Origin of the sequence: Paraburkholderia sp. BR14320, assembly GCF_040948665.1 — a bacterium.
GTDB lineage: Bacteria > Pseudomonadota > Gammaproteobacteria > Burkholderiales > Burkholderiaceae > Paraburkholderia > Paraburkholderia youngii.
In genome coordinates this window covers 21922-34158 of the sequence record NZ_JBFPKG010000066.1, presented here as the reverse complement: position 1 = coordinate 34158, position 12237 = coordinate 21922, and the positions used below count along the sequence as shown (strand labels likewise).

The 12237-nt window shown below is 64.8% G+C and carries 11 protein-coding genes; 9 read left to right on the top strand and 2 right to left on the bottom strand.

The annotated features are described in order from the left end of the window. A partial coding sequence (locus AB3X89_RS35100) for a hypothetical protein (RefSeq protein WP_368587337.1) occupies nucleotides 1-533 on the top strand: 533 nt, incomplete at its 5' end. Between the two features lie 18 nt (nucleotides 534-551). Here AB3X89_RS35100 and AB3X89_RS35095 read toward each other — a convergent pair. Together AB3X89_RS35095 and map are read right to left on the bottom strand one after the other, a co-directional pair. Beyond that, entirely contained in the window at nucleotides 552-3131 is a 2580-nt protein-coding gene (locus tag AB3X89_RS35095; RefSeq protein WP_368587336.1) for a [protein-PII] uridylyltransferase, read from the bottom strand. A 29-nt stretch (nucleotides 3132-3160) separates the two neighbouring features. After that, on the bottom strand, nucleotides 3161-3970 hold the full coding sequence (gene map, locus AB3X89_RS35090; protein WP_152850980.1) for a type I methionyl aminopeptidase: 810 nt from the start codon (nucleotides 3968-3970) through the stop codon (nucleotides 3161-3163). A 532-nt stretch (nucleotides 3971-4502) separates the two neighbouring features. Between map and rpsB the strand changes: the two genes are divergently transcribed. The 8 genes from rpsB to rseP all read left to right on the top strand — a co-directional run bounded on the left by rpsB (nucleotide 4503) and on the right by rseP (nucleotide 12225). Beyond that, entirely contained in the window at nucleotides 4503-5255 is a 753-nt protein-coding gene (gene rpsB / locus AB3X89_RS35085; RefSeq protein ID WP_013089705.1) for a 30S ribosomal protein S2, read from the top strand. A gap of 217 nt (nucleotides 5256-5472) precedes the next feature. After that, nucleotides 5473-6354 carry a translation elongation factor Ts gene (gene tsf / locus AB3X89_RS35080; RefSeq protein ID WP_368587335.1) on the top strand — a complete coding sequence of 294 codons (882 nt, stop codon included), beginning with the start codon at nucleotides 5473-5475 and terminating at the stop codon, nucleotides 6352-6354. 222 nt (nucleotides 6355-6576) lie between these two features. Then, nucleotides 6577-7290: a UMP kinase gene (gene pyrH, locus AB3X89_RS35075; protein WP_013089703.1), complete on the top strand. Its 714-nt coding sequence runs from the start codon at nucleotides 6577-6579 to the stop codon at nucleotides 7288-7290. 97 nt (nucleotides 7291-7387) lie between these two features. Continuing rightward, complete coding sequence (gene frr / locus AB3X89_RS35070; RefSeq protein ID WP_013089702.1) at nucleotides 7388-7948, top strand: ribosome recycling factor; 561 nt, start codon at nucleotides 7388-7390, stop codon at nucleotides 7946-7948. 61 nt (nucleotides 7949-8009) lie between these two features. Next, on the top strand, nucleotides 8010-8792 hold the full coding sequence (uppS, locus tag AB3X89_RS35065) for a polyprenyl diphosphate synthase (RefSeq protein ID WP_368587334.1): 783 nt from the start codon (nucleotides 8010-8012) through the stop codon (nucleotides 8790-8792). Then, a complete protein-coding gene (locus AB3X89_RS35060; protein WP_368587333.1) occupies nucleotides 8786-9607 on the top strand; it encodes a phosphatidate cytidylyltransferase in 822 nt (273 codons plus the stop codon). The genes uppS and AB3X89_RS35060 overlap by 7 nt, the downstream gene beginning before the upstream one ends. Before the next feature lie 10 nt (nucleotides 9608-9617). After that, nucleotides 9618-10823: a 1-deoxy-D-xylulose-5-phosphate reductoisomerase gene (locus AB3X89_RS35055; RefSeq protein ID WP_368587332.1), complete on the top strand. Its 1206-nt coding sequence runs from the start codon at nucleotides 9618-9620 to the stop codon at nucleotides 10821-10823. A 7-nt stretch (nucleotides 10824-10830) separates the two neighbouring features. Further along, nucleotides 10831-12225: an RIP metalloprotease RseP gene (gene rseP / locus AB3X89_RS35050; protein ID WP_368587331.1), complete on the top strand. Its 1395-nt coding sequence runs from the start codon at nucleotides 10831-10833 to the stop codon at nucleotides 12223-12225. The last annotated feature ends 12 nt before the right edge of the window (nucleotides 12226-12237 follow it).

Sequence of the window (12237 nt, the reverse complement as noted above, 5' to 3'; positions counted from 1 at the left end):
CGTTCAGTCCGCTCGCCGAATTCGCGCCGTGGGGTGCGTTCGCCACGCTCAGCGCTGCCTTCGAACCGACGCGGCGCGCGTTCGGTCCGCTCGCCGAATTCGCGCCGTGGGGCACGTTCGCCACGTTCAGCATTGCCTTCGAAGCGACGCGGCCCGCGTTCGGTCCGCTCGCCGAATTCGCGCCGGGGGGTGCGTTCGCCACGCTCAGCGCTGCCTTCGAAGCGACGCGGCGCGCGTTCGGTCCGCTCGCCGAAATCGCGCCGGGGCGCGCGCTCGCCACGCTCAGCCGCGCCTTCGAACCGGCGCGGTGCGCCCGCGGCAGCCGTGCCCCGTTCGCGCGCGCCCGACCCTTCGGCACGCGGCGCGCGCGGCGCACCGGCGCCCGCCGGCTTCGCGCCGACCGGCCGCTTCGCGCCACCCTCGGCCTCGAAGGGTTTCGGCCCCGCTGGACGGGTCGGCTTACGCGCCGACGCGCTGCCGGGACGGACAGGGGCGCGTTCGGACGACGCCGGCCGCGGATGCTTCGCTGTTAATTTGATTCGCATGAAATCTCACACTGCGATCGCGCGCAGTAGTTCTGTCTCGACCTGAATTTGCAGGCGATTGTCCGACAGGCTGTGCCCTTCGAGCAGGAACACGTCCTCGACGCGTTCGCCGAGCGTATTGATCCGCGCCGAGGCGACGCCGACCCGGTGCTCGGCCAGCACGCGCGCGATCGAATAAAGAAGGCCCGGCCGGTCGTTCGCCGACACGGACAGGATGTAGTATTGGCCCCGCTCATCGGCCCGCAGGTCGACGCGCGGCGTAATCGGGAAGGTGCGCGACAGCCGCGACAGCCGGCCCTTCGACGGTCCCGGCAGCAAGGTGCCGTGGCCCGCGAGACGCGCGGTCAGCTCCTGCTCGACCAGATTGGCGATGTCGCGATAGTGCACGTCCTCTTCGGTGTGCGTGACGAGGAAGTTGTCGAGCGCGTAGCCGTGGCGCGTCGTGCTGACGCGCGCATCGAGCACCGACAGGCCGTTGCGGTCGAAATACGCGCAGATGCCCGCGAACAGATCGGGCTGGTCCTTCACGTAGACGAGCACCTGCAGCGCGTCGCCGATCGGCGACGGCCGCGCGCGCACGAGCGGCGTCGGCGTTTCGACGTGGCGGTACAGCACGCGCGTTTGCCACGCGATGTCCGCCGCGTCGTGGCGCAGGAAGTAGCCGACGTCGAGTTTGTCCCACAGCGCCCGTTGCGCGCCTTCTGGCACGGTTTCGAGACGCAGCAGCGCGAGCGCTTCTTCCTTGCGCGACTTCAGCTCCGAATGTTCGTCCGGTTGAGCGCCGCCCAGCACGGCGAGGGTGGTGCGGTAGAGGTCTTCGAGCAGCTTGCCTTTCCACGTGTTCCAGACCTTCGGGCTGGTACCGCGGATGTCGGCGACGGTCAGCAGATAGAGCGCCGTTAGACGCCGCTCGGTGCCGACCAGCTCGGCGAAGCGCTTGATCACTTCGGGGTCGCTGGTGTCCTGCTTCTGCGCGACCTGGCTCATCGTCAGATGCTGCTGCACGAGCCACACGACTAGTTCGCCATCCTCGCCTTCGATGCCGTGCTGCCGGCAGAAGCGCCGCGCGTCGGCCATGCCCAGCGTGGAGTGATCGCCCCCGCGGCCTTTCGCGATGTCATGAAACAGCGCGGCCACGTACAGGACCCACGGCCGGTCGAAGTTGGCGATCAACTGGCTGCAGAACGGGTATTCGTGCGCATGCTCGGCGATCGCGAAGCGGCGCAGATTGCGCAGCACCATCAGGATGTGCTGATCGACGGTGTACACGTGATACAGGTCGTGCTGCATCTGCCCGACGATGCGCCGGAAATTCAGCAGATAACGCCCGAGCACGCTGGTCTGGTTCATCAGGCGGAACGCATGCGTGATGCCGGCCGGCTGCTTCAGGATTTCCATGAAGAGCCGGCGGTTTTCCGGATCGCGCCGCCAATGCTGGTCCATCACATCACGGGCGTTGTAGATTGCGCGCAGCGTGCGCGCCGACAGACCCTTCACGCCGGGGGTGCGCTCGTAAAGCAGAAACGCTTCGAGGATCGCGTTCGGCTCGCGCTGGAACACGTCGTCGGACGTAATTTCGAGCATGCCCTGCTTTTCGACGAAGCGATCCGACAGCACGCGCGTGATGCCGCTCGTGGTCGGAAACAGCTGCGCCTCGATGTTCTGGATCAGGATCGTCGCGAGCTGCGTGACCGCTTTCGCGGCCCAGTAGTAACGGCGCATGAGTTGCTCGCTCGCGCGCTTGGTCGCGGTCGGCTTGAAGCCGAAGCTCTCGGCGACCGGCGTCTGCAGATCGAACACCAGGATGTCCTGACGGCGCCCGGCGATCACATGCAGCCGCGCGCGCAGCGCCTTCAGGAAGCCCTCGTTGCGGCGCAGTTCGCGCGCCTCGCGCTCGGTGATGAGCCCGCGCGCTTCGAGCTCGCGCCAACTGCTGCCGAACCCGGCCGCCTGCGTGATCCACAGGATCAGCTGCAGATCGCGCAGCCCGCCCGGGCTTTCCTTGATGTTCGGCTCGAGCGCGTACGGCGTGTCCTGAAACTTCGCGTGACGCTGACGCATTTCGAGGACCTTCGCCTGGAAGAACGCCTTCGGGTCGAGCACCGCACGGTAGCGTTGGGCGAAATCGTCGAACAGCGCGGTGCTGCCGGTGATGCGTCGCGCTTCCAGCAGCGAGGTACGCACCGTGACGTCGTTGGCCGCTTCCTCGAGGCATTGCGACACGCTGCGCACGCTGCTGCCGAGTTCCAGCCCGAGATCCCACGCGAGGCTGATGAAGCGCTCGATGCGCGCCTCCAGATGCTCGAGCCGCGTGTCGGGCAGCAGCACCAGGATGTCGATGTCGGAGTGCGGCGCGAGTTCGCCGCGCCCATAGCCGCCGACCGCGACCAGTGCGAGATCGTCGGGCAGCTCGCAGGTGTCCCAGGCGGCGCGCAGCGAATGGTCCGTGGCGCGCGCGAGCGCGGCCATCAACGCGTCGACGTTGGTGGCCGTTCGAAAGCGTTCCAGCAACTGGGCTTTGGCCACTTTGTAGTCCGCCTTGAGCGACGAGGCATGGGAGGGGGCGACGGCTGGAACGCTACTCATTGGCAGACGGAAGGTGAGGTCGGAATCGGTCAGGCGGTAGCCGCGACCACAGGCGGACGCGCGGGCGTACCGGCCGACACGGTCAGCACGTCGTAGCCGGTCTCCGTGACGAGCACGGTGTGCTCCCACTGGGCGGACAGGCTGCGGTCCTTGGTCTTGACGGTCCACTGGTCGGGCATCGTGCGGATGTCGCGGCGGCCGGCGTTGATCATCGGCTCGATCGTGAAGATCATGCCGGCCTGCAGTTCGAGCCCGGTGCCGGGGCGGCCATAGTGCAGGATTTGCGGGTCTTCGTGGAACACGGTGCCGATGCCGTGGCCGCAATATTCGCGCACCACGCTGTAGCCGAGGCCTTCGGCGTGCTTCTGGATCGCATAGCCGATGTCGCCGAGATGGGCGCCGGGGCGCACCTGGTCGATGCCGAGCCACATGCACTCGAAGGTAGCCTGCACGAGGCGCTTCGCCATGATCGACCCTTCGCCGACGATGAACATGCGGCTGGTGTCGCCGAAGTAGCCGTCCTTGATGACGGTGATGTCGATGTTCAGCGCGTCGCCGTTTTTCAGGGCCTTGTCGCCCGGAATGCCGTGGCAGATCACGTCGTTGACGGAAATGCAGGTGGCCTTCGGGTACGGCGGGTAGCCGGGCGGCTGGTAATTCAGCGGCGCGGGGACCGTGCCCTGGTCCTTCAGCATGTATTCGTGGCACAGGCGGTCGAGCTCGCCCGTCGTGACGCCGGCCTTGACGAATGGCGTGATGTAGTCGAGCACTTCGCTCGCGAGCCGACAGGCGACGCGCATCTTCGCGATGTCGTCTTCGTTTTTGATGGTGATAGCCATGGTTTCCTCGGAAGCCTTGCTGGATAAGGCTCGCTGGGTGTGACGGTGGCCTGGCGGAGGGCGTCTTCCGGACACGGCATGCCGGTCGATCGTCGACGATCCCCCGCGCGTGGCGGAATCGAGCCATTTTACAGCAGTGGGGGCGGGCTCGTTGCGCTGGATCGGGCGGTAATGGGCTAAAAGCGATCCAAATCGGCCGATTGGTGGGCCATTGGACGGGAAGCGGGGATTCGGGGCCTGGCTGTGCGCTGCGGTGCGGATGGCTATCGGCCGGTGGTTGGGTCGGTTGAGTCAGTCGATAGTCGCGTGCTATACTCTTTGGCTAAGTCGGTCCTAGTCCGTTTTTATTCGAACCAGGCAGAACCGGCTTCTCGCGGCAATTCGGTTGCTGGCGTCGTGAGTCAAAGAAAGCAGTATCAGGCAACCAATTCGCAAGCCGGCGCACCCAGGGTGCCGCCGCGTTCCAGCCAAAATAGAGGCGGGCGCGGCCGTACGGCAGCCGGCTTAAGACCCAACCCTCGTGGAGAATTTCATGGCAGTTACGATGCGTCAAATGCTGGAAGCAGGTGTCCACTTCGGTCACCAGACCCGTTTCTGGAACCCGAAGATGGCTCCCTTCATTTTCGGTCATCGCAACAAGATTCACATCATCAACCTCGAAAAGACGCTGCCGATGTACAACGACGCGCTGAAGTACGCGCGTCAGCTGGCATCGAACCGCGGCACGATCCTGTTCGTCGGTACGAAGCGTCAATCGCGCGACACGATCGCCCAGGAAGCGCAGCGCGCTGGCATGCCGTTCGTGAACGCACGCTGGCTCGGCGGTATGCTGACCAACTTCAAGACGCTGAAGGTATCGATCAAGCGCCTGAAGGACATGGAAGCAGCGCTGGAAGCCGGTGAAACCGAGCGCATGAGCAAGAAGGAAGCGCTGCTGTTCGAGCGCGAAATGGCCAAGCTGCAGAAGTCGATCGGCGGCGTGAAGGACATGGGCGGCATTCCGGACGCGATCTTCGTGGTTGACGTCGGCTACCACAAGATTGCCGTGACCGAAGCGAACAAGCTCGGCATTCCGGTCATCGCCGTGGTCGATACGAACCACTCGCCGGAAGGTGTGGACTACGTGATCCCGGGTAACGACGACGCCAGCAAGGCCGTCGCCCTGTACGCGGCAGGTGTGGCCGACGCGATCCTCGAAGGCCGTGCCAATGCGGTCAACGAAGTGGTCCAGGCAGCACGTGGCGGCGACGGCGACGAGTTCGTCGAGGTCAACCCGGAAGCGTAAGGCTGCCCAGTGTCCGACATAAAAGGGGGCTTTCTACAGGCCCCCTTTTTTTAAGCCGCGACGCTTGTAACAGATGTTGTAACGGACATCTGGCAGAGTGTCCGAGGTGGCGTGGCACGCGTCGCTCGCAAAAATACGCGAAAACGCTGAAACGAATTCCTGCCGCCGGCATCGAAGTGCGGGCGGCGTGTGACAGACAGAACTCAAGGAGCAAATGATGGCGGCAATTACCGCAAGCATGGTTGCAGAACTGCGCGCGAAGACCGACGCGCCAATGATGGAATGCAAGAAGGCGCTGACGGAAGCCGACGGCGATCTGGCGCGCGCTGAAGAGTTGCTGCGTGTGAAGCTCGGCAACAAGGCGAGCAAGGCGGCATCGCGTGTGACGGCTGAAGGCGTGGTCGCATCGTTCATCGGCGGCAACGCTGGTTCGCTCGTCGAGCTGAACTGCGAAACCGACTTCGTCTCGAAGAACGACGACTTCCTCGCGTTCTCGAAGAAGGTCGCCGAGCTCGTCGCAACGCAAAACCCGGCTGACGTCGCCGCGCTGTCGGCGCTGCCGCTCGACGGCTCGACCGTCGACGCAGTCCGTCTCGCGCTGGTCGGCAAGATCGGCGAAAACATGTCGATCCGCCGTTTCGTGCGCTTTGACACCGCGAACAAGCTGGCGGCGTACCTGCACGGCACGCGCATCGGCGTGCTGGTCGAGTACACCGGCGCGGACGAGCAGGTCGGCAAGGACGTGGCGATGCACATCGCCGCGATGAAGCCGGTTTCGCTGTCGTCGGACGACGTCCCGGCGGACCTGATCGCGAAGGAACGCAGCATCGCTGAACAGAAGGCGGCCGAATCGGGCAAGCCGGCTGAAATCGTCGCCAAGATGGTCGACGGCAGCGTGCAGAAGTACCTGAAGGAAGTGTCGCTGCTGAACCAGACGTTCGTGAAGAACGACAAGCAGACGATCGAGCAGATGCTGAAGGCGGCCAACTCGAGCGTGCAGAAGTTCGCACTGTTCGTGGTCGGTGAAGGCATCGAGAAGAAGCAGGACGACTTCGCTGCGGAAGTGGCCGCTCAGGTCGCTGCTGCAAAGCAACAATAAGCGTTACCTAAGCTTCACAGCTGTACCGTTTGGACCCGCGGCGAGGCAAGACCTCGCCGCGGTCGGCAGCACCGCAAGGCCGCGCACGGGTTGACCCTCGCCGCGTGGCCGCCGCTGGCGAACCCTTGGGTTCGCCAATTTGGCGGCGCTTGCCCGAATCAGCATTTCACCCCTACATTAGTCCCTTGTTGTTGCCCTGTTCTGCGCGATCTGGATACCTCTATGCCCACTGCCTATAAACGCGTCCTGCTCAAACTCTCCGGTGAAGCTTTGATGGGCGACGATGCCTTCGGCATCAATCGCGCGACTATCGAACGAATGGTGGCGGACGTGGCCGAAGTAGTCCGTCTCGGAACGCAGCTGGCCGTGGTGATCGGCGGCGGCAATATTTTTCGTGGCGTCGCGGGCGGCGCGGCGGGTATGGACCGCGCGACGGCCGACTACATGGGTATGCTCGCCACGATGATGAACGCGCTGGCGCTGCAGGACGCGATGCGCCATGCTGGCATCGAGGCGCGCGTGCAATCCGCGCTGCGCATGGACCAGGTCGTCGAGCCGTATATCCGCCCCCGCGCGATCCGCCAGCTCGAGGAAGGCAAGGTCGTGATTTTCGCGGCCGGCACCGGCAACCCGTTCTTCACGACCGACACGGCCGCTGCATTGCGCGGCTCGGAAATCGGCGCGGAAGTGGTGCTGAAGGCAACCAAGGTGGACGGCGTCTATTCGGCCGACCCGAAGAAGGATTCGAGCGCGACCCGTTACACCACGATCAGCTTCGACGAGGCAATCGGCCGCAATCTGCAGGTGATGGACGCGACGGCTTTTGCGCTGTGCCGCGACCAGAAGCTGCCGATCCGCGTGTTTTCGATCGTCAAACCCGGTGCGCTCAAGCGCATCGTGCTAGGTGAGGACGAGGGCACCCTCGTCCACGTGTAAACTTCGTTTACATTACATGGGCTTTGACGCGAGCCCGGGCCGCCGCATCGCGCGTGCCGGGCGGCTCGCACCGTTTTGAAGGTTCGGAGGTTTAAAAATGTCTGTGGCTGATATCAGGAAGGGCGCTGAACAGAAGATGCAGCGCTCCATCGACGCGTTCAAGAACGACCTGTCGAAGATCCGCACTGGCCGTGCGCACACGGGCCTGCTCGATCATATCCAATGCGACTACTACGGCTCGCCGGTGCCGATTTCGCAGGTCGCGAACCTGACGCTGATCGACGCTCGCACGATCGGTGTGCAGCCGTGGGAAAAGAAGATGGTCCAGGTCGTCGAAAAGGCGATCCGCGAGTCGGACCTCGGTCTGAACCCGGCCACGCACGGCGACGTGATCCGCGTTCCGATGCCCGCGCTGACCGAAGAGCGTCGCCGCGAACTGACCAAGGTGGTGCGCAGCGAAGCTGAAACGGCCAAGGTGGCCGTGCGCAACCTGCGTCGCGACGCCAACGAGCAACTGAAGAAGCTCGTCAAGGACAAGGAAATTTCTGAAGACGACGAGCGTCGTGCCGGCGACGACGTCCAGAAGCTGACGGACAAGTTCGTCGCTGAAATCGACAAGCTCGTCACGACGAAAGAAGCTGAGATCATGACGGTCTGACGCCGTTCGGCTCAGCCTTTCTGATTTCCACTTCTTTACTGGCATTACTGTCCCGACGGCCATGACCTATACCAGCTCAACCGTGCGCGTGCCTGAAGTCGCCGCGGTGCCGCGACACATCGCGATCATCATGGATGGCAACGGCCGTTGGGCCACCCAGCGGCGTCTGCCGCGCGTGGCGGGCCATACGCGCGGCGTCGACGCGGTGCGGGCGGCCGTCGAGGCGTGCGCGCGGCGGGGCGTCGAATATCTGACGCTGTTCGCGTTCAGCTCGGAAAACTGGCGCCGTCCGAACGAGGAGGTGTCGTTCCTGATGCGCCTGTTCGTCACCGCGCTCGAGCGCGAGATTGGCAAGTTGCACGCGAACGGCATCCGTTTGCGCGTGGTCGGCGACCTCGCGCGTTTCGACGACAAGATCCGTGATCTGATCAAGCGTGCGGAAACCAAGACCGCGCGCAATACCCGCCTTACGCTGACCATCGCCGCGAACTACGGCGGCCGCTGGGACATCATGCAAGCCACCCGCAAGCTCGTCGAGCAGGCGGCGGCGACCGGCAAACCGGTCGAGGTCAACGAGGACGCGTTCGCCGAGCATCTGTCGATGGCTTATGCGCCCGAGCCCGACCTGTTCATCCGCACCGGCGGCGAGCGCCGCGTCAGCAACTTCCTGCTGTGGCAGCTCGCCTACACCGAGTTCTATTTCACCGACACGTTCTGGCCGGATTTCGACGCCGACGCGCTCGGTCACGCCATCGCTTCGTACGCCGAGCGCGAACGCCGCTTCGGCCGCACCAGTGCTCAGCTCGAGCCGCAATCGCAGAACGTCGATTCGCTTCCATGCTAAAAACCCGTGTCATCACGGCGATCGTGCTGCTGGCAGTGTTCCTGCCTGTCACGCTGTTCGCGCCGGTCGGCGCGTTTGGCGCGCTGATCGCGTTCGTCGTCGTGTTCGCCGCGTGGGAGTGGGCACGCCTGCTGAAGCTCGGCGGCGCGGGTCCGGTTCTGTACGCGCTCGTCGCGGCACTCGGGCTTGTCACCAGCACGCGGCTGGGCATCGGCACCGAGCATGCACGGCCATTCTTTCAGGCGGCGGCGATTTTCTGGGTGATTGGCGGCCCATTCGTGCTGCTGCGCAAGCCCGTGCTCGCGCAGGGCGCCTGGCGCGCCTTTCTGTTTCTTGCCGGTATCGTCGGTTTCATCGCGTGCTGGCATGCTCTCGTCGCAGCACGCATGCTGGGTGTGCCGTTCGTGCTGTCGCTGCTGCTGTTGGTATGGCTCGCCGATATCGGCGCATACTTCTCGGGGAAGGCGTTTGGCAAGCACAAGCTGGCACCCGCCATCAGTCCGGGTAAAACCTGGGAGGGCGCAATCGGCGGCTGGTTGCTGGTCATGATCGTCGCGGCGGCGGCGATCTTTTTGCACGCGTTCGAGCCGACCCTGTATTCTGCGCTGCTGGCGCAACTGGGCGCGCTACGCACGGTGCTCGCGCTGACCCTGCTGGTGGTTTTCAGCGTGGTCGGCGATCTGTTCGAATCGATAATGAAACGCCAGGCCGGCGTCAAAGACTCGAGCGGCCTGTTGCCGGGGCACGGCGGCGTGCTCGATCGCATCGACGCGTTGTTGCCGGTGCTGCCGCTCGCGATGCTGCTGCTCGGCTAGAGAAAGAGATATGCAAAAACGTCTGACATTGCTCGGTTCCACGGGCTCGATTGGAGACAGTACGCTCGACGTGGTCGCGCGCCATCCCGAGCGTTTTTCCATTTACGCGCTGAGCGCGCATCGCAACGGCGACAAGCTCGTCGAGCAATGCCTGCGCTTCGCGCCCGAAGTGGCGGTGGTCGGCGACGCCGACACGGCCGCGAAGGTCGCCGCGAAGCTGCGCGATGCGGGCAGCAAGACAGAGGTCACATACGGACCGCAGGCGCTCGTCGACGTCGCGAAGAGCGAGGGCTGCGACACCGTGGTCGCAGCGATCGTCGGCGCAGCGGGTCTCGCGCCGAGCCTTGCCGCGGCCCGCTCCGGCAAACGCATCCTGCTCGCGAACAAGGAAGCGCTGGTGATGTCCGGCGCGATCTTCATGGACGCGGTGCACGACAACGGCGCGGTCCTGCTGCCGGTCGACAGCGAACACAACGCGATTTTCCAATGCCTGCCGCGCGAGGCATCGCTGCACGGCGGCGTTTCCAAGATCATCCTGACCGCGTCCGGCGGCCCGTTCCGCACGCGCGAACCGGCCACGCTCGTCGACGTGACGCCTGACGAAGCCTGCAAGCATCCGAACTGGGTGATGGGCCGCAAGATCTCGGTCGACTCGGCGACGATGATGAACAAGGGCCTCGAAGTGATCGAGGCACATTGGCTGTTCAATCTGCCCGGCGAGCGCATCGATGTGCTGATCCATCCGCAGAGCGTGATCCATTCGCTGGTGTCGTACGCGGACGGCTCGGTGCTCGCGCAGCTCGGCAACCCCGACATGCGCACGCCGATCGCGCACGCGCTCGCGTTCCCGGATCGTGTCGATTCGGGCGTCGCGCAGCTCGATCTCGCGGAGATCGCGTCGTTGTCGTTCGAGAAACCCGACTACGCGCGCTTCCCGTGCCTCGCGCTCGCGATGAAGGCGCTGGCTGAAGGCGGTGTCGCGAGCGCGGCGTTGAACGCCGCCAACGAGATCGCGGTGGAGGCGTTCCTCGCGCGCCGCATCGGCTTCATGGCGATTGCGCAGGTGGTCGACTCGGTGCTGAACGCATTGCCGAACCGCAGCGCGCACGCGCTCGAGGACGTCATCGAAGCGGACGCCGCCGCGCGCCGTGCTGCTACCGAATTCATCGCGCGTCTGCCCGACGGCGTTCGTCGCACGGAACGCGCCGTCCAGTGAGGCGTTTATGAATCTGCTGATCGAACTGCTCGCTTTCGCGGTTGCGATTGGCGTACTCGTGGTGGTCCACGAGTACGGGCACTACAGCGTCGCGCGTCTGTGCGGCGTGAAGGTGCTGCGTTTTTCGATTGGCTTCGGCAAGCCGCTGGTTCAGTGGGTCAGTCAGAAGACGGGCACCGAGTGGACGATTGCCGCGCTGCCGCTAGGCGGCTACGTGAAGATGCTCGACGAGCGCGAGGCCGGCCCCGGCTCGGTTCCCGACGCGGATCTGCCGCATGCGTTCAACCGCCAGTCGGTGTGGCGGCGCTTCGCGATCGTCGCGGCCGGTCCGGTCGCGAATTTCCTGCTTGCGATCTTGCTGTTCGCGCTCGTGTTCGCGACAGGCGTGACCGAACCGGCGGCCGTGATCGCGACGCCCGCGCCGAACACACCCGCCGCGCTGGCGGGCTTCGAGGGCGGCGAGACGATCGTCGGTGTGCGCACCGGCCATAGCGACGAGACCGAGCCGGTGCGCTCGTGGTCGGATCTGCGCTGGAAGTTGCTCGGTGCCGCGTTCGATCAGCAGCGCATCGTGCTCAGTGCAAAAGACGCGCACGGCACCTCCGATTTTCCGATGGACCTGCGCGGCATCGGCGAGAAAGACGTCGACGACGATCTGATGTCGCGCCTCGGCTTCGAGCCAGGTGGCGGCAAGCTGACGGTGGCCGGCGTGCAGGCGGGCAGCGCCGCGCAGAAGGCGGGGCTCGTCGCGGGCGACCGGCTACGCGCGATCAACGGTACGCCGACCGATAGTGCCGCGGCCTTCATCGCCTTTGTAAAATCGCACGCCGGCGTGCCGGTCACGCTGCGGGTGGAGCGCGGCGGCCGCGGCGGACATGCGGCCGGCACGCTCGAAGAGATCACGATCGTGCCGCAACTGCAGCGCGATGCGGCGAGCGGGCAGCAGATCGGCCGCATCGGCGCGGAGCTGGCGACCCAGGTGCCGTCGATCGACGTGCGCTACGGCCCGCTCGAGAGCCTACGCCTCGGCGCGCACCGCACGTGGGACCTCGCGGTGTACTCGGTGCGGATGTTTGGCCGGATGATCGTCGGCGAGGCATCGCTGAAGAACCTGTCCGGTCCGGTGACGATTGCCGACTACGCGGGAAAGAGCGCACGTCTGGGTCCTTCCGCGTTTTTGTCGTTCCTGGCCCTTGTCAGCATTAGCCTCGGCGTGCTGAACCTGCTACCAATTCCGGTATTGGACGGGGGTCATCTGTTATATTATTTGGTTGAAGCTGTGACCGGTAAAGTTGTCTCTGATCGCTGGCAACTCGTTTTTCAGAGGGCGGGTCTTGCCTGCATCGTCGCGTTGTCGGCGATTGCGCTGTTCAACGATCTGGCTCGTTTAATCCATTTTTAAAGTGTCCGGCGG

Excerpts from the sequence above, each read along its gene's own strand:
- AB3X89_RS35095 (WP_368587336.1), bottom strand. The coding sequence starts at position 3,131 with ATGAGTAGCGTTCCAGCCGTCGCCCCCTCCCATGCCTCGTCGCTCAAG.
- map (WP_152850980.1), bottom strand. The coding sequence starts at position 3,970 with ATGGCTATCACCATCAAAAACGAAGACGACATCGCGAAGATGCGCGTC.
- rpsB (WP_013089705.1), top strand. The coding sequence starts at position 4,503 with ATGGCAGTTACGATGCGTCAAATGCTGGAAGCAGGTGTCCACTTCGGT.
- tsf (WP_368587335.1), top strand. The coding sequence starts at position 5,473 with ATGGCGGCAATTACCGCAAGCATGGTTGCAGAACTGCGCGCGAAGACC.
- pyrH (WP_013089703.1), top strand. The coding sequence starts at position 6,577 with ATGCCCACTGCCTATAAACGCGTCCTGCTCAAACTCTCCGGTGAAGCT.
- frr (WP_013089702.1), top strand. The coding sequence starts at position 7,388 with ATGTCTGTGGCTGATATCAGGAAGGGCGCTGAACAGAAGATGCAGCGC.
- uppS (WP_368587334.1), top strand. The coding sequence starts at position 8,010 with ATGACCTATACCAGCTCAACCGTGCGCGTGCCTGAAGTCGCCGCGGTG.
- AB3X89_RS35060 (WP_368587333.1), top strand. The coding sequence starts at position 8,786 with ATGCTAAAAACCCGTGTCATCACGGCGATCGTGCTGCTGGCAGTGTTC.
- AB3X89_RS35055 (WP_368587332.1), top strand. The coding sequence starts at position 9,618 with ATGCAAAAACGTCTGACATTGCTCGGTTCCACGGGCTCGATTGGAGAC.
- rseP (WP_368587331.1), top strand. The coding sequence starts at position 10,831 with ATGAATCTGCTGATCGAACTGCTCGCTTTCGCGGTTGCGATTGGCGTA.